This is a genomic window from Skermania piniformis, assembly GCF_019285775.1.
GTDB lineage: Bacteria > Actinomycetota > Actinomycetes > Mycobacteriales > Mycobacteriaceae > Skermania > Skermania pinensis.
The window spans coordinates 3,711,696-3,732,984 of sequence record NZ_CP079105.1; the positions used below are offsets into that span (position 1 = coordinate 3,711,696).

Below are 21,289 nucleotides of genomic sequence, written 5' to 3' on the forward strand. Positions count from 1 at the left end.
GCTACGCGTGCTGGCTGGAAACCGACACCACCTCGCCGGTCAGATACGTGGTGTAGTCGCTGGCCAGCATGGCGATCGTGGCGGCGACCTCCCACGGCTCGGCGGCCCGCCCGTACGCTTCGTCGGCGGCGAGCCGGTCGAGCAGTTCCTCCGACGTCACCTTCGCCAGAAACGCGTGCTTGGCGATGCTCGGTGCGACGGCGTTGATCCGCACGCCCAGCTCGGCGGCCTCCACGGCACTACACCGGGTCAGGGCCATGACGCCGGCCTTCGCCGCGGCATAGTGTGCCTGACCTCGTTGCGCCCGCCAGCCGAGCACGCTGGCGTTGTTGACGATGACGCCGCCGTGCCCGGCCGCGCGGAAATAGCGCAGGGCGGCCCGGGTGCAGCGGAAGGTGCCGTTCAGCGTGATGTCGAGCACCTTGTCCCACTGCTCGTCGGTCATGTCGACCACCGGCGTCTCGCCGCCGAGCCCGGCATTGTTCACCACGATGTCGATTCGGCCCAGCTGTGCGGCTGTCGCGTCGATCAACGTGTCGACCGCCGCGGTATCGGACACATCGCATATCGCGGAAACAACGCGGCGGTCGGCGAATTCGGCAGCCAGCTGATCCCGGGTCGCGTCCAGGCGGCGATCGTGCCAGTCCGACACCAGCACGTCCGCGCCTTCGGCGAGCAGCCGGCGCGCGGTGGCCGACCCGATGCCGGTACCGGCGGCGGCGGTGACCACCGCGCAGCGGCCGATAAGCAGACCGTGACCGGGGGGTTCGGCAGGAACGGTGGAAAGTCCGGTCACGGGCGCGCCTCTCGGGGTAGGCCGAGCACCCGCTCGGCGATGATGTTGCGCTGCACCTCGTTCGAGCCACCGTAGATGGTGTCCGACCGGCTGAACAGGTAGAGCCGTTGCCATGGCGACAGTTCACCACCCGCTGCCAGCAACCCCGGCGCCCCGACCACATCCATCGCCAGCTCGCCCAGCTCACGATGCCAGTTGGCCCACAACAGCTTCGACACCGAGGCGGCTCCACTGTCGTCGCTGCCCAGGGTGCGCAGCGCCTGCGCCCGCATCACCCGCAAGCCGACCCGGGCGCGGTCGAGCCGGTCGACGATCAACGGATCGGCGGCGGAACCGTTGCGTTCGGCCAGTTCGGCCAGCGCCGCCAATTCCCGGGCGAACTCGATCTGCTGGCCGAGCGTGGACACCCCGCGCTCGAAGGTGAGCGTGCCCATCGCCACCCGCCAGCCGTCGCCCGGCTCGCCGACCACCAGTCCGGCGTCGGTTCGGGCGTCGTCGAAGAACACCTCGTTGAACTCCGAGGTGCCGGTCAGCTGGACGATCGGCCGGACGGTGATCCCGGGCTGATCCATCGGCACCAACAGGTAGGACAAACCCTTGTGCCGCAACGATCCCGGCTCGGTCCGGCAGACGACGAAGCACCAGTCGGCGACGTGGGCGAGCGAGGTCCAGACCTTCTGCCCGTTCAGCACCCAGTCGTCCCCGTCGCGGCGTGCGGTGGTGCTCACCGCCGCGAGGTCGGACCCGGCGCCCGGCTCGGAATACCCCTGACACCACAGTTCGGTGACCGTCTTGATCCCGGGCAGGAACCGTGTCCGTTGCTCCTCGGTGCCGAACGCGATCAGCGTCGGCCCGAGCAGCTCCTCCCCGACGTGCGATACCCGGGCCGGTGCGTCCGCCCGCGCGTACTCCTCGTGAAAGATCACCAACTGGCGTAGCGGTGCGGCCCGGCCACCGTATTCGGTCGGCCAGCCCAGGCAGGTCCAGCCGGCCGCAGCCAGATGCCGGTCCCAGGCCAGTCGCTCGTCGAAAGCTTCGTGTTCGCGGCCCGGACCGCCGAGCCCGCGCAACTCGGCGAACTCGCCGACCAGATTGCCCGCCAGCCATTCCCGGATCTCGGCGCGGAACTGTTCGTCGGCGCGGGGATCCGATCCGGCTGCCGTCGAAAGCTGGCTGGAGTCCACCGAGGTAGCGTAACCTACCAAGCACTTGCTTTGTTGCCGACTGAGGAGTCCGCGTGGAAACGACCCCCGCGGCGCTGCAATACGCCGCGCGCGCGTTCGCCGACCGAACCGCGATCGCCGACGGGTCGACGCGGCTGACCTGGCCCGAACTACTCGACGAGGTGCGCATCACCGCTCGCGGCCTGCTCGCCCGGGGCCTGTCGCCCGGCGATCGGGTCGCGATGTGGGCACCGAACACCCACCACTGGGTGATATCCGCGCTCGCCGCGCACTATTGCGGAGCAACGCTGGTGCCGATCAATACCCGCTACACCGGCGCCGAGGCGCTCGACCTGCTGACCCGGACCGATGCCACGGTGTTGTTCGTGGCCGGGCAGTTCCTCGGCACCGACCGGCTCGCCCAGCTGCGGGCGGCCGGCGATCTCGCCATCGACACCGTGGTGCGGATACCGGTGGACGCGGCCGCCGACGCCACCGCAGGTGACCTGAGCTGGTCGGAGCTGCGCACGCTGGCCGAACAGGTGCCCGCCGAGGTCGCCGACGAACGGGCCGCGGCGGTGACCCCGGACGACGTCTCCGACATCCTGTTCACCTCCGGCACCACCGGGCGCAGCAAGGGCGCGATGTGCGCGCACCGGCAAGCGCTCGCCGTGGTAAAGGCATGGGCGGAATGTGCGACCCTGCAGGCCGACGACCGCTACCTGGTGATCAACCCCTTCTTCCACAACTTCGGCTACAAGGCCGGCATCCTCGCCTGCCTGGTCACCGGCGCTACGTTGGTCCCGCAGGCGGTCTACGACGTGGAGACGGCGATGCAGACCGTCGCCGCCGAAGCGATCACGATCCTGCCCGGACCGCCGACGATCTACCAGACGATCCTCGACCACCCCCGCCGCACCGCGTACGACCTGACCAGCTTGCGGGTGGCGGTCACCGGGGCCGCGACGGTGCCGGTGGTGCTGATCGAACGGATGCAGTCCGACCTGGATTTCGACATCGTGCTCACCGCGTACGGGCTGTCCGAGGGCTCCGGCTTCGGCACCATGTGCCGGCCCGAGGACGACGACGAGACCGTGGCGACCACCTGCGGGCGGCCGATCGCCGACTTCGAGCTGCGGCTCGGTAACCAGCACGAAGTACTGCTGCGCGGACCGAACGTGATGCTCGGCTATCTGGACGACCCGGAGGCGACCGCCGCCGCAATCGATGCCGACGGCTGGCTGCACACCGGCGACATCGGCACCGTGGACGAGCGCGGCTACCTACGGATCACCGACCGGCTCAAGGACATGTACATCTGCGGCGGATTCAACGTCTATCCCGCCGAGGTGGAGCAGACGCTGGCTCGGCTCGCCGGGGTGGCGGAGTCCGCGGTGATCGGGGTGCCCGATACCCGGCTCGGCGAGGTCGGGCGGGCGTTCGTGGTACGGCAGGCGGGCAGCGGGCTGACCGAGGAACAGGTGATCGAGCACGCCCGAACGCACCTGGCGAACTTCAAGGTGCCGCGGTCGGTGGTGTTCCGGGACACGCTGCCCTACAACGCGGGCGGCAAGGTGCTGAAACGACAACTGCGCGAGGAGCGTGCCTAGTGGATCTGGAGATCGAACCGGCCGTCCAGGCATTCCGGGACGAGGTCCGGGCGTTTCTCGCCGACAACGTACCCCGGGCCGGCCTGCCGTCGATGGATACCGCCGCGGGCTTCGAGGCCCACCGCGCCTGGGAGCACACGCTCGCCGACGCCCGACTGTCGGTGGTCGCCTGGCCGGCCGAACTGGGTGGTCGGGACGCCTCGCTGCTGGAATGGGTGCTCTTCGAGGAGGAGTACTACGCCGCCGGAGCGCCCGGCCGGGTGAGTCAGAACGGCATCTTCCTGCTGGCACCCACGCTGTTCGAACACGGCACCCCGGAGCAGCTGCAACGATTCCTGCCGCGGATGGCCCGGGCCGACGACATCTGGGCGCAGGTGTGGTCCGAGCCGGAGGCGGGCAGCGATCTGGCCGGCATCCGGTCGACCGCCCGGCCCACCGACGGCGGCTGGCTGCTGGCCGGGCAGAAAACCTGGTGTTCGCGAGCTACGTACGCGGACTGGGGATTCGGCTTGTTCCGCAGCGACCCGGCCGCAGAACGCCACCGCGGGCTCAGCTACTTCATGTTCCCACTCGATGCGTCGGGGATCACCGTTCGGCCGATCCCGCAGCTGGACGGCGAACCGGGCTTCGCCGAAATCCACTTCGATTCGGTGTTCGTGCCGGACAGCGACGTGATCGGCGCCGTGCACGACGGTTGGCGGGTGGCGATGAGCACCTCCAGCAACGAGCGGGGGCTGTCGCTGCGCAGCCCGGGCCGGTTCAACGCGGCGGCGGACCGGCTGATCGAGCTCTGGCGGGAAACCACCCCGGAATCCGATACCGCAGCGCGGGATCGGGTGGTGGATGCCTGGATCGGCGCGCAGGCGTACCGGCTGAACACGCTGGCCACGGTCACCCGGCTGGCCTCGGGCGGACAGCTCGGTGCCGAGTCGTCGATCAACAAATTGTTCTGGTCCGAGCTCGACGTCGCGCTGCACGAGACCGCGCTGGATCTGCTCGGCGCCGACGGCGAACTGGCCGGGGCGTGGACCGATGGCTATCTGTTCTCGTTGTCCGGGCCGATCTACGCCGGTACCAACGAGATTCAGCGCAATATCGTCGCCGAGCGGCTGCTCGGACTACCGAAGGCGGGTCGCCGATGAGGTTCGCGCTCACCCCGGAGCAGCAGGCGTTCGCGACCAGCCTGCGGGCCGCGCTTGCCGATGCGGGCACCCCGGCCGCGGTACGGGCTTGGGCTGCCGATGATTTCGGCCCGGGCCGAGCGGTGCTACGCCGACTGGCCGACTCCGGGGTAACCGCGTTGCTGGTGCCGGCGCAGTTCGACGGGCTCGGCGCCGATCCGGTCGATCTGGTCGTGGCGTTCGTCGAGATCGGTCGTGCGCTGGTCCCGGGGCCGGTGATCGAGACCGCCGCGATCGCGCCGACGTTGCTCACCGGCGATCTCGCGGCCGAGTGGTTGCCGCAGATCGCCGCCGGCTCGGCGCTGGTATCGACGGCGGTCGCCGACCGGCATCCCCGCGCGCTCGACGCCGACCTGGCCGACCTGGTGCTGGCGGTCGGTCCGGACACCGTCACGCTCGCCACACCCGGTACTCGACATCGTTCGATCGACCCCGCACGGCGGCTGTTCGACGTCGAACCCGCCGGTCCGGCAACCGACACGCCGGTCACCCGGGCGGTCGACACCGGGGTGCTCGCCGCCGCTGCGGAACTCCTCGGTGCCGGTCGGGCGGTGCTGGACCGCTCGGTGGAGTACGCGAAGAGCCGGGTGCAGTTCGGCCGGCCGATCGGCGAGTACCAGGCGATCAAACACCACTTGGCGAACGCGGCGGTGGGCCTGGAGATGGCTACCCCGCTGCTGCACGGGGCGGCCCTGGCCCTGCGCGACGCCGACCCGACCGCCGGCCGGGACGTTTCGGCGGCCAAGGTCGCGTGCGGCGACGCCGCGTACCGGGCGTCGCGGATCGCGTTGCAGGTGCACGGCGCGATCGGCTACACCGCCGAGTACGACCTGTCGTTGTGGCTGACCCGGATTCGCGCGCTGTACACCGCCTGGGGCACGCCGGCGCAACACCGCGCCCGGGTCGCCGACGCCCTGCGGAGCGCATCATGACCGTCATCACCGACGAGCAGCGGGCGCTGACCGACTCGGTGCGCGGACTGCTGGCCCGGCACGCCGGACCCGCCGCCGTGCGCGCGGCGATCGATACCGGGGACGGCTACGACCACAAGCTCTGGCGACTGCTCTGCGACCAGATCGGCGTTGCCGCGCTGGCGATCCCGGAGGAATTCGGCGGTGTCGGCGCCGGTCTGAGCGAATCCCACACGGTGCTCGCCGAACTCGGCGCGGTACTGGCACCGACCCCGATGCTGGGCGCGGTGGCACTGGCCACCCAGGCAATCCTGGCAGCCGGCGACGACGCTGCGTGCGGTCGGCTGCTGCCGGACCTCGCCGAAGGCGCTCGCACCGCGGCGTTGTGCTGGGCCGGGCGCACCGGCTGGGCCGAGCCCGACGTGGTGGCCGACGGGTCCGGCACGCTCACCGGGACCGCGGAGTACGTGCTGGACGGCGAGATCGCCGAGGTGCTGATCGTGATCGCCCGGACCCCGGACGGGCTCGGCCTGTTCGAAGTCGTCGCCGGGCAGGACGGGGTCCGGCGCGAGGTGATTCCCGGGATGGACCTCACCCGCCGCTACACCCGGGTGCGGTTCGACGGGGTAGCCGCCGGCCGGCTGGGCACCGGCGATGCGACCGCGGCGGTCGATCGGATTCGCGACATCGGCTGGGCCGCACTGGCTGCCGAGCAGGTCGGGGCGGCGGCCCGCTGCCTGGAACTCACCGTGGAATATACGAAGGCGCGCGTCCAGTTCGGCCGACCGATCGGCAGCTTCCAGGCGCTCAAGCATCGGATGGCCGATCTGTACGTCCAGGTCGAGGCAGCCCGGTCGATCTCGGCCGCAGCCACGGCTGCACTCGACGCCGGTAGCGCGGATGCCCGCGCCGACGTGTCGGCGGCTCGTCGCTACTGCTCGGAAACCTTCTCGGCGGTCACCGCGGAGATGATCCAGCTACACGGCGGCATCGCGATCACCTGGGAGCACGACGCCCACCTCTACTTCAAACGGGCGCACGCCGACGCGCATCTGCTCCGCTGACCCGCTCACCGTCCGAGCCGCCCTACAGCCAGGTGTCGAGCGAGGTCGAGGTGAGGAAGGCGTCGAGGTCGTCGCGCCACGGCGCGGGGACGGTCTTGTCCGGCTCGATCGCGGTGTACTGGCCGCGATGAAACAGCAGCGGCCGGCCGTCGCGCAGTTCCGACATCGCGTGCACCCGGCCGTAGACCACGAAGTGGTCACCGCCATCGTGCACCGACTCCAGCGTGCAATCGACGTGCGCCAGCGAGTTCTCGATGATCGCCGAGCCGAGCGGCGACGGGGTCCAGTCGATCCCGGCGAACTTGTCCGGCTCCCGCGAGCCGAACCGGGCGCAGGTGTCCTGCTGCTCCTCGGCGAGGACGTTGACGCAGAACCGCCCGGTCCGTTCGATCGCCGCCCACGAGCGGGACGCCTTGGTCGGGCAGAACAGCACCAGCGGCGGATCGAGCGACAATGCCGCGAACGACTGACAGGCGAAGCCGATCGGCGTCCCGTCGTCGACAGTGGTGATGATCGTGATGCCGGTACAGAACTGTCCGAGGGTGTTCCGGAACACCCGCGGATCGATCGCCGGTTCGGCGGCCACGACTATTTCATTCCCACCGAGAAGTCATGGCCCCACAGGCTGACCGCGGTCGACTCCCGGGCGATCCACTCCACGTCGTCGACCTGTCTACCCTCGCAACCGAATTCCACATCGAAGCCGCTGGGAGTCTTCATGTAGAACGACAGCATCAAGTCGTTGACGTGCCGGCCCAACGTGGCCGACATCTTTACTTTCTTGCGGAGCGCCCGGTCCAGGCACAGGCCGACGTCGTCGGCATTCTCCACCTCGACCATCAGATGCACGATCCCGCTCGGCGTCGGCATCGGCAGAAACGCCAGCGAGTGGTGCCGCGGGTTGCAGCCGAAGAAACGCAGCCACGCCGGTGCGCCGTCGGCCGGCCGGCCGACCATCTGCGGTGGCAACCGCATCGAATCCCGCAGCATGAAGCCGAGCACGTCCCGGTAGAAATGCAACGCCTCGGCGTCGTCCCGGGTGGACAGCACCACGTGTCCGAGCCCCTGCTCACCGGTGACGAACGTATGTCCGTACGGGCTGACCACTCGCCGATGTTCCAGCGCGGCACCGTGGAACACCTCGAGCAGGTTGCCGGACGGGTCGGCGAACTCGATCAGCTCGTGGACCCGGCGATCGGCCAACTGCTCGGCGCTGCCTTCCTTGTACGGCACGCCGGCGGCCTCGAGCCGGTTCCGGATATCTTGCAGTCCTTCGGCATTCGCGGTCTCCCAGCCGGACACCAGCAGCCGGTCGGCGGAGCCGGGGACGATCACCAGTCGCGCCGGAAAGTCGTCCATCCGCAGGTACAGCGCCTCCGGGTTCGAGCCCTTGCCCTCGACCATGCCGAGCACCTTGAGCCCGTACTCGCGCCAGGCGGCCAGGTCGGTGGCTTCGATCCGCAGGTAGCCCAGCGATCGGATGCTGCTCATCACCTACGTACCTCCGGACAGCAGGAAATCGGTAGCCAGCCGGTTGAACTCGTCGAACTTCTCCAGCTGCGCCCAGTGCCCACAACCGCCGAATACGTGCAGTTGCGCGCGCGGGATGGTCTTCAACGCGACGAACGCACCGTCCAACGGATTGACCCGATCTTCGCGACCCCAGATCAACAGCACCCGTTGCCGCAGCGTGTAGGCGTCGCGCCAGAGCATGCCCAGCTCGAAGTCGGGCCCGGCGAACGACCTGCCCATCGCCCGGGTCGCGGCCAGCGATTCGGGGGTGCTGGCCGCGGCGAACCGCTGCTCGATCAGCTCGTCGGTGACCAGCGACTGGTCGAACACCATGATCCGCAGGAATGCTTCGAGCCGCTCCCGGGTCGGTTCCTGGTTGAACTTGGCCAGCGCCTTGACCCCCTCGGTCGGGTCCGGGGCGAACAGGTTGATGCTGCACCCACCCGGGCCCATCAGCACCAGCCGACCGGCCCGATCCGGATGGTCGAGGGCAAACCGGACCGCGGTGCCGCCGCCGAGCGAGTTGCCGAGCAGGTGCACCCGCCCGCCGATCTCCAACTCGGTGAGCAGGTCGTCGAGGGCCGCCGCGCTGTGCCGGAAATACTGCGGATGATCGACCGGCTTGTCCGACTCACCGAACCCCGGCTGGTCCACCGCGAGCACGTGGAACCGCTCGGCGAGCACCGGGATGTTGCGAGCGAAGTTGGACCAGGACGACGCACCCGGGCCGCCACCGTGCAGGAGCACGATCGTCGGTCCGGATCCGGCTTCGTGGTAATGCAACCGCAGATCGGAACGGACCTGGGCGAATCGCGATGTGGTGTCGTAGGTGAGCGTGCTGCTCGGACTGACTGCGGTCACGACTGTCGATCAGACCATAGTGTCGGCGATCGGCAGGCCGAACGCGCCCGAGCCGAACATCTGATACGCCCGCTCCGGGTCGTTCGCCGCGTGCACCCGGCCGGCGTGCGCATCACGCCAGAAACGCTGCAGCGGTGTCCCGTTCACCAGCGCGGTAGCCCCGGAACTCTCGAACAGCTTGTCGATCGAGGCGATCGCTCGGCCGGTGGCCCGCACCTGATCCCGGCGGGCGCGCAGCCGCAGCTCGAACGGCACCTCCTCGCCGCGCAGCAGATACCCGTACTCGTCGGCGACATTGCCGGACAGCTGGCGCCAGGCGGCGTCGATATCGCTGGCCGCCTCCGCGACCCGCACCTTGGCGAACGGATCTTCCTTCGCCTTCTCGCCGGCATACGCGGCACGAATGCGCCTGCCCTGATGCTCGACGTGCGCGTCGTAGGCGCCGTAAGCCATGCCGACGATCGGCGCCGAGATGGTCGTGGGATGGATCGTGCCCCACGGCATCTTGTACACCGGCGCGGTGTTGCGGTCGAGTCCGGGCGAGGTGAGCTGCGCCATCGTCCGCATGCTCAGGAAGCGGTACCGCGGGACGAATACGTCCTCGACCACGATCGTATTGGAGCCGGTGGCACGGAGTCCGACCACATTCCACACGTCGTCGATCCGGTAGTCCGAGCGCGGGATGAGAAAACTGCCGAAATCGACCGGCTTGCCGTTTTTGATCACCGGGCCGCCGACGAACACCCAGTCGGCATGGTCACAGCCGGACGACCACGCCCACGACCCGTTGACGGTGTAGCCGCCGTCGATCGCGTCGCCGCGCCCCATCGGGGCGTAGGACGAGGAGATCCGGGTTTCCGGGTCGTCGCCCCAGACGTCGTGCTGCGCCTGCTCGTCGAACAAGGCGAGGTGCCAGTTGTGCACACCCAGGATCGAGGCCACCCAGCCGGTCGAGCCGCAGGCGCTGGCGATCCGCCGGACCGTGTCGTAGAAGATCACCGGGTCGCACTCGTAGCCGCCCCAGCGACTCGGCTGGATCAGCTTGAAAAAGCCCGTCTCCTGCAGCGATTTGATCGAATCGTCCGGAATTCGGCGTAGCTCCTCGGCCTCCTGCGCACGTTCCCGCAGCGTGGGGAGCAACTCCTCCACCCGTGCCCGGACTCCGTCAACGCCCTCGTCGGCCACCAGCCGCTCCCTTCCCAGTCGCTGCTTCGAGACTAGAACACGTTCCCATTCCTGTCGAGACGCCACCGCCGGTGCCCGCGGCCACCAACTTCACCCCCGCGGAACTGGCGATGACGGAGACCGTTCTATAACGTGTTCTAGTGACTGTTGCCGGATTCGAGGGACACCGATGACACGCATTCGAGACATCGACGTCGGTACGGCGCCCACCAGGTACGCCCGGGGCTGGCATTGCCTCGGGCTGGAGCGGGATTTCCGCGACGGGCGGCCGCACGCGATCGAGGCATTCGGCACCAAGCTCGTCGTGTTTGCCGACAGCCAGAACAAGCTGCGGGTACTCGACGCCTACTGCCGGCACATGGGCGGCGATCTCAGCGAAGGCACCATCAAGGGCGACGCGGTGGCCTGCCCGTTCCACGACTGGCGCTGGGGCGGCAACGGCCGGTGCACCGCGATCCCCTACGCGCGCCGGGTACCACCGCTAGCCCGCACCCGATCCTGGATCACCTTGCAGGAGAACAAGCAGCTGTTCGTCTGGCACGACGCCGAGGGCAATCCGCCACCGGACGACGTGACGATTCCCCGGCTGCCGGAGGTGTTCACCGACTCCTGGACCGACTGGACCTGGAACACGCTGCGCGTCGAGGGCTCGAACTGCCGGGAGATCATCGACAACGTGGTCGACATGGCGCACTTCTTCTACGTCCATTTCGGGTTCCCCAAATACTTCAAGAACGTGTTCGAGGGCCACGTCGCGTCGCAGTACCTGCAGAATCACGGCCGTCCGGATGTGCCGAACATGGGCACCCAGTACGGCGAATCGGTGCTCGACTCCGAGGCGTCCTACTTCGGTCCCTCGTACATGATCAACTGGCTGCACAACGACTACAGCGGATACAAGGCCGAGAGCGTTTTGATCAACTGCCACTACCCGATCACCCAGGACTCGTTCATGTTGCAGTGGGGCGTGTCGGTGGAGAAGCCGAAAGGCCTCGACGACGCCACCAGCAACAAGTTGGCCCGCAAGTTCACCGAAGGCGTGACGATGGGCTTCGAGCAGGACGTGGCGATCTGGCGGCACAAAACCAAGATCGACAATCCCCTGTTGTGCGAAGAGGACGGCCCGGTCTACCAGCTGCGCCGCTGGTACGAGCAGTTCTACGTCGACGTTGCCGACGTCACCGACAAGATGACGCAGCGGTTCGAGTTCGAGATCGACACCTCGCGGGCGATCGAGGCCTGGGAACGGGAGGTCGCCGAGAACCTGACCCGGCAGCGGGCGGCGGCCGGGACCGAGAATCCGGCCGAGGTCTGATCGTGACCGAGTGGGCCAAGGCACCCGGCTTCGCCGCCGATCCGCAACGGTCGGCGGCGATCCGGGCGCAGACCGCGACCGACCGGTACACCTACCTGGATGCCGGAATGACGCCGGTGCGATGCGCCGGCTGTGCCGCGACGGTGCTGGTTCGCAAGCACAGCCCACAACACACCAGCATCCAATGGACCAGCGATCCCACCGGGTCCTGCGCCGAGTTCGCCGACGCACCGGGTCCCGGACTCGGCCGGTCGTGCGGCCGGCTACGGGCCAGCATCGAGCACGCCGTCCTGGAGGGGATGCTTCCGGTTGCCGACTGACTCGTTCCACGAACGCGACATCACGACCAACGGTATCCGGATGCACCTGCGCGAGCAGGGCTCCGGACCGCCGGTGATCTTCCTGCACGGGTTTCCGCACACCGGGTTCGTCTGGCACCGGCAACTCGCCGCGGTGGCTGCCGCCGGATGGCACGCGATCGCCCCGGACCTGCGCGGTTTCGGCGGGACCGACGCACCCACCGGTCCGGCGGCGTACACCAACGTCGATTCGATCGCCGATCTGACCGGTCTGCTCGATCAGCTGGGCGCCGATCGAGCGGTATTCGTCGGGCTGGACTTCGGTGCCGTGCTCACCTGGGAGCTGGCGCTCCGGGTGCCGGACCGGGTACGAGCCGTGATCGTCTGCAACAACCCGTATCTGGGCCGGGCGCCGCGCCGGCCGAGCGAGATCTGGGCCCGGATGGCCCGACGGCACTTCGTGCACCTGCACCACTTCCAGCAGCCCGGCTCGGCGGACGCCGAACTGGCCGGCGCCCCGCGCGAGTTCCTGGCGCGGGTGTACTACGCACTCAGCGGTGACTACCACTATCTGGACGTCTGGCAGCACCCACCGGGAACCCGTTACCTCGACGCGCTGCCGGTCGCTCCGCCGCTGCCCTGGCCGTGGTTGTCGGAAGCGGAGTTCGAGCTCCTGGCTTCGACTTTCGAGCGCACCGGATTCACCGGCGGGCTGAACTGGTACCGGGCACTCGACCGGAACTGGGAGCTCGGCGCGGCTCTGCCCGACGCCCCGGTGGCGGTGCCCGCGTTCTTTCTCTACGGCGAACGTGATTGCGATATGGAGGGATTCAGCGGCATGGACCCGATCGGGACGATGCGTGCGCGGGTACCGGACCTGCGCGCGGCGGATATGGTGGCCGACGCCGGACACCTGCTGCCGCTGGAGCGCACCGGCGCGACCGACGCGCTGCTGCTGCGGTACCTGGCGGAACTATGACCGGCCTCGGACTCGCCGGCCAGGTAGCGCTGGTGACCGGCGCGAGTCGCGGCATCGGCAAGGGCATCGCCCTCGAACTCGGCGCGGCCGGCGCAACGGTGTATCTGACCGGCCGGGGAAAGCCGGGCCCGCTGCCGGGTAGTTTGGCCGCGACCGCCGCCGAGATCGACGCGGTCGGCGGGACCGGCGTCGCGATGCCGTGCGACCACGGCAACGACGCGCAGATCCGCGCGGTCGTCGACCGGATCGGCACCGCCGCCGGCCGACTCGACATCCTGGTCAACAACGTCTACGACAGCCCGGGCGCCGCCCGCTGGCTGGGCAAGCGGTTCTGGGAGATCCCACCGCAGGCCTGGGACGCGGGGATCGATATCGGGCTGCGCTCGCACTTCGTCGCGGCGAGTCTGGCGGCGCCGCGGATGATCGCGGCCGGACGTGGGCTGATCGTCAACATCTCCTCGCCCGGCGCCGCCCGGCACATGCACAACGTGGTCTACGGGGTCGGCAAATGCGCCCTCGACCGGATGACCGCCGACCTGGCCCACGAATTGGCCGGCACCGGCGTGAGCGTGGTGTCGCTGTGGCCGGGAATCGTGAACACCGAACTACTGCAACTAGTTCCACGCGGTGCGGACGGAAGGCGAGTGGTCACGCTGCCCGGCGAGGGCGAATTCGACCTGGACGCCGCCGAATCGCCCCGGTTCGCCGGGCGGGCGGTGGTCGCCCTGGCCACCGCCGCCGATCTCGCCGACCGCTCCGGCCACGCCTGGCCGGTGGCGACATTGGCCGTCGACTACGGCTTCACCGATCTCGACGGGCGGGTGCCGGGCGCCGGCTGAGCACGACGAGCGCCACATCGACGAGACCGGCCGGCACGCGGGCTACTTCGCGGTGAAACCCGCGGCACCACCACCGATGTAGTTGACCTCGCCGAGGTTCTGCGCCTCGGCGAGCGCGTCGGTGAGATGGCGGATCGTCGCGGCGTCCAGCACCGAATGGAACGTACCGTCATCGTTGAAGTTGACGTTCGCCCCCGACACCCGGAACAACACCACGGTGTCCTCGGTGTTGGACGCCGGGCATTCCAGCGTGTGCACCGACGCACCCGGCTCGTACAGGTACGACCCGGCGACCTGCTTCTGGTCCGGGTACTCCTTGTAGTTCCAGCAGCCGCTGATCGTCCACGCATCGACCGCGCCCGTGTGGTAGTGCAGCGGAATCGCGGCACCCGGCGCGAAGGTGGCCAGCACCACCCACTCACCGTTCTCCATATCCAGGCGCAGCGGCTTGAAGTGCACCCCTGGACCGAGCGAATCCTTGATCAGCGGAATGTCGTTCGCATTCACCGTGAGCAGTTCGGTCTGCGGTAATGCGACCAACGGCAAAACTGCACCGATCGACGTGGTCGCCGGGCCGGGTGCGATAGCCAGTGTCATGATGATCCCTCCGGATCGAGCTCGATGAACATCTGTCGCCCATTGTTCCGACCCGGAGCGCGCTCTACTTGACAGCAACGGACAACTTCTTGACCCTGGCGGACATGTCTGTGATCCGCGGGACATCCCTGACCGGATACCCCGCATTGGTCACCGAACTCGGCGGGGACCCGGCGGCGTTGCTCGGTGAAGCCGGTATCCGGCCCGATGATGTCGGCCGATTCGACGTCTTCTTCGCCTACCCGGCGCTGATCGATGCGTTGGAAGTCGCCGCGAGAGCGACCGGTACACCCGACTTCGGCCGTCGGCTCGGCGCACGACAGGGAATCGAGATTCTCGGGCCGGTCGGTGTCGCCGCCCGGACCACCGGAACGGTAGCCGACGCCTTCGCGATATTCGAGCACTACCTCGCCGCCTACAGCCCGGCAATCGGGACGAGCATCAGCCCGATGTCGGACGAGCGGCTGTCGTTCTTCGAGTTCAAGATTCTCAGCCCGGTGCCGCGCACCTGTCCACAGGTGGTCGAGCTGTCGCTGGGCGTGACGTTGCGGGTTCTGCGGTTCCTGCTGGGTACGGAGTACAACCCCGTGGTCGTGTGGGTACCGCACAATCCGCTCACCCCCCGACCGGACTATCTGCACTACTTCTCCTGCACGCCCCGCTTCGCCCAGCCACGCGCCGGCTTCACCATGCAGACGTCGGACCTGACGCGGCCCCTGGTGCGGGACGAACTCGCGCATCGCGCCATGCTCGAGTACCTCGACCTGATCATCGACCGGCGCGAGCCGGACCTGCGCGCCCCGGTACGCGAGCTGATCCGGCATCTGTTGCCGGCGGGCGCCGCCACCGTGCCGATCATCGCCGGACAGCTCCGTCTGCATCCCAAAACGCTGCAACGGCGACTTGCCGCAGAAGGCACCGGCGTCGGCACACTCGTCGACGAGGTCCGGCGGGAGCTGGCCCGGCACTACCTGACCGAGACCGACGTCACCTGCAGCCATCTGGCCCGCGAGCTCGGCTACTCCGAGCAGAGTGCGCTCGCCCGGGCCTGCCAACGCTGGTTCGGCGTCAGTCCACGGCAGTTACGCACCGGCGCAGAGTGATCCGCCCCCGGTCGCGGTCGGCCACACGGTCACGAAACGGTGTGCCTCAGCCCGCGGCCGCCGCTTCCCGCTGCAGTTCCAGCGCGATGTCGATCAGCTGGTCTTCCTGGCCCCCGACCAGCTTCCGCTGCCCGGCCCGCACCAGCATCTCCGCCGACGACACCCCGTAGCGCTCCGCCTGCAACTCCGCGTGCCGCAGGAAGCTGGAGTACACCCCGGCGTACCCCATCATCAGCGCCTGCCGGTCGAGCAGGCACTCCTGCGGCATCGCCGGGCGGACGACGTCTTCGGCGGCGTCGGCGATCGCGAAGAAGTCGATCCCGGTCTTCAGCCCGATCTTGTCGCAGACTCCCACGAATGCCTCGACCGGGGTATTGCCTGCACCGGCACCGAACCGACGGGCACTGCCGTCGATCTGGGTCGCTCCGGCGCGCACCGCGTATATCGAATTCGCCACCGCCAGGTCCAGGTTCTCGTGGCCGTGGAAACCCACCTGAGCGTCGTCGCCGAGCTCGGCGACCAGCGCCGACACCCGGTCGGCGACCTCGTCGAGCACGAGCGCACCGGCCGAATCCACCACGTACACACACTGACAACCGGCGTCGGCCATGATCCGGGCCTGCTTCGCCAGCTTCTCCGGCGGCTGGCTGTGCGACATCATCAGGAAGCCGACCGTCTCCAGGCCCAACTCGCGGGCCAGACCGAAATGCTGAATCGAGACGTCGGCCTCGGTGCAGTGGGTGGCGATCCGGCAGATCGACGCCCCGTTGTCCTGGGAAATCTTGATGTCTTCCTTGACCCCGACGCCGGGCAACATCAGGACCGCGATCTTGGCGTCCTTTGCCGTCTCCGCCGCCGCCTTGATCAGCTCCTGCTCCGGCGTCTTGGAGAAGCCGTAGTTGAACGAGGAGCCGCCGAGGCCGTCGCCGTGGGTCACCTCGATCACCGGCACCCCGGCGAGGTCCAAGGCGGCGACGATGGCTCGCACCTCGGCCACGGTGAACTGGTGCCGCTTGTGGTGCGAGCCGTCCCGCAGGCTGGTGTCGGTGACCCGCACGTCGAGCAGGTTGGAGTACGGGGTCTGAGTTGTGTTCGTCGATGCCACCGCGATCGCTCCTTACACTCGGGCCGCGAGCAGCTGGGCGGCGATCTGTTCGCCGACCCGGGTCGCGGCCGCGGTCATGATGTCCAGGTTGCCGGCGTACGGCGGCAGGAAGTCGCCCGCGCCCTCCACCTCGACGAATACCGAGACCCGGGCGAAACCGCCGGAGACCGGGGTCGGATCGTCGAACTGCGGCTCGTTGAGCAACCGATAGCCGGGGACGTACTGCTGCACGTCGGCGACCATCCGGGTGATCGAATCCGCGATCGCCGCCCGATCGGCGTCCTCCGGAATCGCTGCGAAGATGGTGTCCCGCATGATCATCGGCGGTTCGGCCGGGTTCAGGATGATGATCGCCTTGCCCCGTTGCGCGCCGCCGATCGTCTCCACACCGCGGCTGGTGGTCTTGGTGAACTCGTCGATGTTGGCCCGGGTGCCCGGCCCCGCGGAGACCGACGCCACCGAGGCGACGATCTCGGCGTACGGCACGTCGACCACCCGGGACACCGCGGCGACGATCGGGATCGTCGCCTGCCCGCCGCAGGTGATCATATTGACGTTCATCGTGTCCAGGTGTGCGCCGAGGTTCACCGGCGGCACCACCGCCGGGCCCACCGCGGCCGGGGTGAGATCCACCGCGCGGATACCGGCCGCCGCATAGTCCGGCGCGGCCGCCCGATGGACGTAGGCCGACGTGGCCTCGAAGATGATGTCCGGCTTCTCCGCCTGATCGAGCAGCGGGCCGACACCCTCGGCAGACGTCGCCAGACCGAGGCCGCGGGCTCGCTTCAAGCCTTCGCTGGCCGGATCGATGCCGATCATCCACCGCGGTTCGATCACCTCGGACCGCTGCAGCTTGTAGAGCAGGTCGGTGCTGATGTTGCCGGAACCGACGATCGCGGCACTTGCTTTGGCCATAGGGCTCTCCCTTACTCGAAGCTCAGGTCGACCGAGCCCAGCCCGGCGAATTCGGCATGGAACGTGTCGCCGGGACGCGCGTCGATCGCTCGGGTGCAGGAGCCGGGCAACACCACATCGCCGGCTTTGAGCCGCACCCCGAAGCCGGCCACCTTGCGGGCCAGCCACGCCACCGCGATTACCGGGTCACCCAGCACGGCGTCGCTGCGTCCTTCCGCGACCACCTCGCCGTTGCGGGTGAGCACCGCATCGATACCGCGGATGTCGAGCCCCCCGGGCGCGACCCGTTGCTTGCCGAGTACCCACCCGGCCGAGGAGGCATTGTCGGCGATGGTGTCGGCCAGCTTGATCTTCCACTCGGTGATCCGAGTGTCGATCAGCTCGATCGCCGGCGCGAAAGCGGCGGTGGCGGCGAGTACGTCGGCCTCGGTGCACTCCGCGCCGGGCAGGTCGGCGCCGAGCACGAACCCGACCTCCACCTCGACTCGCGGGTACAGGTAGCGCCCGGTGTCGACCGGAACATCCTCGTCCACCGCCATGTCCGCGAGCAGGTGGCCGTAGTCCGGTTCGTCGACGTTCATCATCCGCTGCATCGCCTCGGACGACAGCCCCACCTTGTGCCCGATCACCGTGGCCCCGGCGGCGCGGCGCTGCCGGATATTGATCAGCTGGATCTCGTAGGCGTCGACCACGTCGATCTCGGGGTAGCGGTCGGTGAGCGGATCGACCGGCACCCGATCTCGTTCGGCAACCGCGAGTTCGGCCGCGATCGCCGCCCTGACCTGACTGTCGAGCATCCCGGCACCTCCGGCGTTCTGGAACAGGTTGTAGACCGCATCAGCGCTGCGCAATGACCGGTTCCACAAGCGCGAGGATGGACTCTACGGGCCCTCATTCTATAACGTGTTCTACATGGCCGAGCAGACATATGACGTCGTCGTCGTGGGCAGTGGTGGCGGCGGTATGGTCGCAGCCCTGACTGCGGCCGATCGCGGGCTGAGCGTGGTGGTGCTGGAGAAGTCGCCGTACTTCGGCGGGTCGACCGCCCGCTCCGGTGGCGGGGTGTGGATTCCCGGCAACGCCGCGCTACGCGCGTCCGGCGTCACCGACGACACTCCGGCCGCCGCGCGCACCTACCTGCACAGCATCATCGGCGACGACGTGCCGGCCGAGCGGATCGACACCTACATCGACCGGGGCGCGGAGATGTTCGACTTCATCCTGCGTACCACCCCGTTGAAGATGACGTGGGTGCCCGATTACGCGGACTACTACCCCGAAGCTCCCGGCGGCCGGCCCGGCGGGCGCTCGGTGGAGCCGAAGCCGTTCAACGGCAGGCGACTCGGCGCCGACCTGGCGAATCTGCAGCCGCCGTACAGCAAGGCACCGCTGAATCTGGTGGTGCTGCAAGCCGACTACCGCTGGCTCAACTTGAACCGGCGCCACCCCAAGGGGGTGTTGCGGTCGATGCGGGTCGGCGCCCGGATGATGGCGGCCAAACTGACCGGCCGGCACATGCTCGGCATGGGACAAGCGCTGGCCGCCGCGCTGCGGCTCGGCCTGACGAACGCCGGCATCCCGCTGCTGTTGAACACCCCGATGACCGACCTCTACACCGAGGACGGGGTGGTTCGCGGAGTCGACGTGCTGCGTGCCGGCAAGCCGGAACGGTTCACGGCCCGATACGGCGTGATCCTCGCCGCCGGCGGATTCGAGCACAACGAGGAACTGCGCAAGAAATATCAGCGCGAACCGATCGGCACCCAGTGGACCACCGGCGCGGTCAGCAACACCGGGGACGGCATCCTGGCCGGTCAGAAGCTCGGCGGCGCGGTCGATTTCATGTCCGATGCGTGGTGGGGGCCGTCGATTCCGCTACCCAAGGGGCCGTGGTTCTGCCTGGCCGAACGCAACCTGCCCGGTGGGATCATCGTCAACGCCCGGGGCGAGCGCTATTTCAACGAGGCTGCACCGTATGTCGAAGCGGTACACCGGATGTACGGTGGGCAGTTCGGGCAGGGCGAGGGACCGGGCGAGAACATCCCGTCCTGGATGATCCTCGACCAGCGCTATCGTGACCGCTATATCTTCGCCGGACTACAACCACGACAACGCTTCCCGAAGAGCTGGCGGGAAGCCGGCGTGGTGGTCGAGGCCGACACCCTGGCCGAGCTGGCCGACACGATCGGGATTCCGGCGGACCGGTTGGCAGCCACCGTCGCCCGGTTCAACGAGTTCGCCCGGACCGGCGTCGACGAAGACTTCCACCGCGGCGAAAGCGCGTACGACCGCTACTACGGCGACCCGCGCAACGCACCGAACCCGTGTCTGGGCGCTATCGACAAGGGGCCGTTCTACGCGGTGCAGATGGTGCCCGGCGACCTCGGCACCAAGGGGGGCCTGGTCACCGACGTCGCCGGCCGGGTGCTCCGGGAGGACGACAGCGTGATCGAGGGGCTGTACGCCTGCGGCAATTCCAGCTCACCGGTGATGGGGCACACCTACGCCGGGCCGGGCGCGACCATCGGTCCCGCGATGACCTTCGGCTACCTCGCCGTGCTGGATATCGCCGACAGAAAGAATGCCGACCGGAAGGCAGGCCGCTGATGCCGATCGACCCCGGCGTCGCGGTCGGCGCCGAGCTGCCCGCCGAAGACTTCTCCTGGACCGCGTCCGATGTCCAGCTGTATCAGCTGGCGCTGGGTGCGGGTGGTGCGCCGACCGATCCGGCCCAGTTGGGCTACCTGGACGACGTCGCGCCGCTGGTGCTCCCCACCTTCGCGACCGTTGCCGCCACCTTCCATCAGGTTGCCCCGCCGGCGGTCTCGTTTCCCGGGATCGATATCGACCTGGCCAAGGTGGTGCACGGCACCCAGTCGGTCACCGTGCATCGCCCCCTGCCCGCGTCCGGTAGCGCGCGCCAGACCTCGCGGATCGCCGAGGTCTGGGACAAGGGCAAGGCGGCCGTGATCGTGCGCGAATACACCACCGCCGACGAGGCCGGTGAGCCGCTCTGGACCGCACGGTCGTCCATCTTCGCCCGCGGTGAGGGCGGGTTCGGTGGCGAACGTGGGCCGTCGGAGAAGGCCGAGTTACCGGACCGGGAGCCCGATTACGACGTCACGACGGCGACGCTGCCGCAACAGGCGCTGCTCTACCGGCTGTGCGGGGACCGCAACCCGCTGCATTCCGATCCCGACTTCGCCGAGGCCGCGGGGTTTCCCGCGCCGATCCTGCACGGGCTGTGCACTTTCGGCATCGTCTGCCGGACCGTGACCGACGCCGTCCTCGGCAGCGACGCCGCCCGGGTGACCGGCTTCGGCGCCAAGTTCGCCGGGGTGGTGTTCCCCGGGGAGACGCTGCGCACCCGGATCTGGCGTACCGGTTCGGACACGCTGCAGATCACCGCCTCGGTCGTGGAACGTGACGATGCGCCCGCCCTGGCCGATGTGGTGCTGTCACATAGCTGATTCATAGCTCGGGCGTTTCATACAACACTGGAAGTATGCCGACATCGACCCAGCGGGCCCGCGAGTGCCGCCGACGCATGCGCGAACGCGGGTACCGCCCGGTACAGCGACGACATGGACTTCATCGAGTCGATCTCCGACATGGCCGGCGAGGAGTGAATCGCGGCGAACTATGGACGGTCTCCGGTGCCGACGCGCCGACGGCGCGCATCGCGATGCCCACAACCACCGGAATCGTCCAACCCGGCTTCGCCATGATCGACAAGATCACGACAGTCCGGCGATCGAACCTCGATACCCGGATAGGTCGCGTGCCCGCCGCATCGATGGCCGAGGTCGAACGTTCGCTGCTGGTGTTCCTCGGCCTGGCCTCCTGAACACTGC

The 21,289-nt window shown here is 68.6% G+C and carries 22 protein-coding genes; 12 read left to right on the plus strand and 10 right to left on the minus strand.

Annotated elements, in window-relative coordinates:
- Position 1: 1 nt before the first annotated feature.
- Both KV203_RS17305 and KV203_RS17310 read right to left on the minus strand, forming a co-directional pair.
- A complete protein-coding gene (locus KV203_RS17305) occupies positions 2-796 on the minus strand; it encodes an SDR family oxidoreductase (RefSeq protein WP_066475211.1) in 795 nt (264 codons plus the stop codon).
- Positions 793-1,980: an acyl-CoA dehydrogenase family protein gene (locus KV203_RS17310; protein ID WP_066475213.1), complete on the minus strand. Its 1,188-nt coding sequence runs from the start codon at positions 1,978-1,980 to the stop codon at positions 793-795. Before KV203_RS17310 ends, KV203_RS17305 begins: the two co-directional genes overlap by 4 nt.
- A 53-nt stretch (positions 1,981-2,033) precedes the next feature.
- Here KV203_RS17310 and KV203_RS17315 point away from each other — a divergent pair, with 53 nt between their 5' ends.
- From KV203_RS17315 to KV203_RS17330, 4 genes are read left to right on the plus strand one after another with little or no spacing between them, the layout of a single operon-like run.
- On the plus strand, positions 2,034-3,569 hold the full coding sequence (locus KV203_RS17315; protein WP_066475216.1) for a FadD3 family acyl-CoA ligase: 1,536 nt from the start codon (positions 2,034-2,036) through the stop codon (positions 3,567-3,569).
- On the plus strand, positions 3,569-4,711 hold the full coding sequence (locus KV203_RS17320; RefSeq protein ID WP_066475217.1) for an acyl-CoA dehydrogenase family protein: 1,143 nt from the start codon (positions 3,569-3,571) through the stop codon (positions 4,709-4,711). Before KV203_RS17315 ends, KV203_RS17320 begins: the two co-directional genes overlap by 1 nt.
- Positions 4,708-5,682 (plus strand): acyl-CoA dehydrogenase family protein, encoded by a 975-nt coding sequence (locus tag KV203_RS17325; protein WP_218821001.1) that lies wholly within the window; start codon positions 4,708-4,710, stop codon positions 5,680-5,682. The genes KV203_RS17320 and KV203_RS17325 overlap by 4 nt, the downstream gene beginning before the upstream one ends.
- On the plus strand, positions 5,679-6,725 hold the full coding sequence (locus KV203_RS17330) for an acyl-CoA dehydrogenase family protein (RefSeq protein ID WP_066474663.1): 1,047 nt from the start codon (positions 5,679-5,681) through the stop codon (positions 6,723-6,725). Before KV203_RS17325 ends, KV203_RS17330 begins: the two co-directional genes overlap by 4 nt.
- Before the next feature lie 22 nt (positions 6,726-6,747).
- Here the strand turns inward: KV203_RS17330 and hsaB are convergent, their stop codons facing one another.
- The 4 genes from hsaB to hsaA are packed head-to-tail and all read right to left on the minus strand — an operon-like array spanning position 6,748 to position 10,283.
- Positions 6,748-7,317 carry a 3-hydroxy-9,10-secoandrosta-1,3,5(10)-triene-9,17-dione monooxygenase reductase subunit gene (hsaB, locus tag KV203_RS17335; RefSeq protein WP_066474664.1) on the minus strand — a complete coding sequence of 190 codons (570 nt, stop codon included), beginning with the start codon at positions 7,315-7,317 and terminating at the stop codon, positions 6,748-6,750.
- A complete protein-coding gene (hsaC, locus tag KV203_RS17340; RefSeq protein WP_066474762.1) occupies positions 7,314-8,216 on the minus strand; it encodes an iron-dependent extradiol dioxygenase HsaC in 903 nt (300 codons plus the stop codon). The genes hsaB and hsaC overlap by 4 nt, the downstream gene beginning before the upstream one ends.
- Before the next feature lie 3 nt (positions 8,217-8,219).
- Positions 8,220-9,098, minus strand: a complete 879-nt coding sequence (gene hsaD / locus KV203_RS17345) for a 4,5:9,10-diseco-3-hydroxy-5,9,17-trioxoandrosta-1(10),2-diene-4-oate hydrolase (protein WP_066474666.1) — start codon at positions 9,096-9,098, stop codon at positions 8,220-8,222.
- A gap of 9 nt (positions 9,099-9,107) precedes the next feature.
- On the minus strand, positions 9,108-10,283 hold the full coding sequence (gene hsaA, locus KV203_RS17350) for a 3-hydroxy-9,10-secoandrosta-1,3,5(10)-triene-9,17-dione monooxygenase oxygenase subunit (protein WP_066474669.1): 1,176 nt from the start codon (positions 10,281-10,283) through the stop codon (positions 9,108-9,110).
- Between the two features lie 169 nt (positions 10,284-10,452).
- Between hsaA and KV203_RS17355 the strand changes: the two genes are divergently transcribed.
- The 4 genes from KV203_RS17355 to KV203_RS17370 are packed head-to-tail and all read left to right on the plus strand — an operon-like array spanning position 10,453 to position 13,715.
- The gene (locus tag KV203_RS17355; RefSeq protein ID WP_066474671.1) at positions 10,453-11,598 is read left to right on the plus strand and encodes a 3-ketosteroid-9-alpha-monooxygenase, oxygenase component; all 1,146 of its coding nucleotides are present in this window, start codon (positions 10,453-10,455) and stop codon (positions 11,596-11,598) included.
- Positions 11,599-11,600: 2 nt separating this feature from the next.
- Positions 11,601-11,918 carry a hypothetical protein gene (locus KV203_RS17360; protein WP_306303599.1) on the plus strand — a complete coding sequence of 106 codons (318 nt, stop codon included), beginning with the start codon at positions 11,601-11,603 and terminating at the stop codon, positions 11,916-11,918.
- A complete protein-coding gene (locus KV203_RS17365) occupies positions 11,908-12,876 on the plus strand; it encodes an alpha/beta fold hydrolase (protein WP_425516872.1) in 969 nt (322 codons plus the stop codon). The genes KV203_RS17360 and KV203_RS17365 overlap by 11 nt, the downstream gene beginning before the upstream one ends.
- Positions 12,873-13,715, plus strand: a complete 843-nt coding sequence (locus tag KV203_RS17370) for an SDR family NAD(P)-dependent oxidoreductase (protein ID WP_066474673.1) — start codon at positions 12,873-12,875, stop codon at positions 13,713-13,715. Before KV203_RS17365 ends, KV203_RS17370 begins: the two co-directional genes overlap by 4 nt.
- A gap of 42 nt (positions 13,716-13,757) precedes the next feature.
- Here KV203_RS17370 and KV203_RS17375 read toward each other — a convergent pair whose 3' ends face one another.
- A complete protein-coding gene (locus tag KV203_RS17375; RefSeq protein WP_066474675.1) occupies positions 13,758-14,312 on the minus strand; it encodes a 2,4'-dihydroxyacetophenone dioxygenase family protein in 555 nt (184 codons plus the stop codon).
- Positions 14,313-14,416: 104 nt separating this feature from the next.
- Between KV203_RS17375 and KV203_RS17380 the strand changes: the two genes are divergently transcribed.
- Positions 14,417-15,415: an AraC family transcriptional regulator gene (locus KV203_RS17380; protein WP_066474678.1), complete on the plus strand. Its 999-nt coding sequence runs from the start codon at positions 14,417-14,419 to the stop codon at positions 15,413-15,415.
- A gap of 46 nt (positions 15,416-15,461) precedes the next feature.
- On the opposite strand, the gene dmpG is transcribed toward KV203_RS17380, so the two are convergent.
- Genes dmpG through KV203_RS17395 form a run of 3 tightly spaced genes read right to left on the minus strand, consistent with a single transcriptional unit; the run spans position 15,462 to position 18,232 of the window.
- On the minus strand, positions 15,462-16,520 hold the full coding sequence (gene dmpG, locus KV203_RS17385; protein WP_066474679.1) for a 4-hydroxy-2-oxovalerate aldolase: 1,059 nt from the start codon (positions 16,518-16,520) through the stop codon (positions 15,462-15,464).
- Between the two features lie 12 nt (positions 16,521-16,532).
- Positions 16,533-17,435 (minus strand): acetaldehyde dehydrogenase (acetylating), encoded by a 903-nt coding sequence (locus KV203_RS17390; RefSeq protein ID WP_066474680.1) that lies wholly within the window; start codon positions 17,433-17,435, stop codon positions 16,533-16,535.
- An 11-nt stretch (positions 17,436-17,446) separates the two neighbouring features.
- Entirely contained in the window at positions 17,447-18,232 is a 786-nt protein-coding gene (locus tag KV203_RS17395) for a 2-keto-4-pentenoate hydratase (protein WP_066474767.1), read from the minus strand.
- A 115-nt stretch (positions 18,233-18,347) separates the two neighbouring features.
- Between KV203_RS17395 and kstD the strand changes: the two genes are divergently transcribed.
- The 3 genes from kstD (at position 18,348) to KV203_RS19820 (ending at position 21,282) form a co-directional block, all read left to right on the plus strand.
- Positions 18,348-20,042, plus strand: coding sequence for a 3-oxosteroid 1-dehydrogenase (gene kstD / locus KV203_RS17400; RefSeq protein ID WP_174522084.1), 1,695 nt, complete (start codon positions 18,348-18,350; stop codon positions 20,040-20,042).
- Positions 20,042-20,905, plus strand: a complete 864-nt coding sequence (locus KV203_RS17405; protein WP_066474684.1) for a MaoC/PaaZ C-terminal domain-containing protein — start codon at positions 20,042-20,044, stop codon at positions 20,903-20,905. Before kstD ends, KV203_RS17405 begins: the two co-directional genes overlap by 1 nt.
- Before the next feature lie 215 nt (positions 20,906-21,120).
- Positions 21,121-21,282, plus strand: a complete 162-nt coding sequence (locus tag KV203_RS19820) for a type II toxin-antitoxin system PemK/MazF family toxin (RefSeq protein WP_157079973.1) — start codon at positions 21,121-21,123, stop codon at positions 21,280-21,282.
- Positions 21,283-21,289 lie beyond the last annotated feature (7 nt).

Coding starts and splice junctions, on each gene's coding strand:
- KV203_RS17325 (WP_218821001.1), top strand. CDS start 4,708: ATGAGGTTCGCGCTCACCCCGGAGCAGCAGGCGTTCGCGACCAGCCTG.
- KV203_RS17330 (WP_066474663.1), top strand. CDS start 5,679: ATGACCGTCATCACCGACGAGCAGCGGGCGCTGACCGACTCGGTGCGC.
- hsaC (WP_066474762.1), bottom strand. CDS start 8,216: ATGAGCAGCATCCGATCGCTGGGCTACCTGCGGATCGAAGCCACCGAC.
- KV203_RS17355 (WP_066474671.1), top strand. CDS start 10,453: ATGACACGCATTCGAGACATCGACGTCGGTACGGCGCCCACCAGGTAC.
- KV203_RS17370 (WP_066474673.1), top strand. CDS start 12,873: ATGACCGGCCTCGGACTCGCCGGCCAGGTAGCGCTGGTGACCGGCGCG.
- KV203_RS17375 (WP_066474675.1), bottom strand. CDS start 14,312: ATGACACTGGCTATCGCACCCGGCCCGGCGACCACGTCGATCGGTGCA.
- KV203_RS17380 (WP_066474678.1), top strand. CDS start 14,417: ATGTCTGTGATCCGCGGGACATCCCTGACCGGATACCCCGCATTGGTC.
- KV203_RS17390 (WP_066474680.1), bottom strand. CDS start 17,435: ATGGCCAAAGCAAGTGCCGCGATCGTCGGTTCCGGCAACATCAGCACC.
- KV203_RS17395 (WP_066474767.1), bottom strand. CDS start 18,232: ATGCTCGACAGTCAGGTCAGGGCGGCGATCGCGGCCGAACTCGCGGTT.
- kstD (WP_174522084.1), top strand. CDS start 18,348: ATGGCCGAGCAGACATATGACGTCGTCGTCGTGGGCAGTGGTGGCGGC.
- KV203_RS17405 (WP_066474684.1), top strand. CDS start 20,042: ATGCCGATCGACCCCGGCGTCGCGGTCGGCGCCGAGCTGCCCGCCGAA.
- KV203_RS19820 (WP_157079973.1), top strand. CDS start 21,121: ATGCCCACAACCACCGGAATCGTCCAACCCGGCTTCGCCATGATCGAC.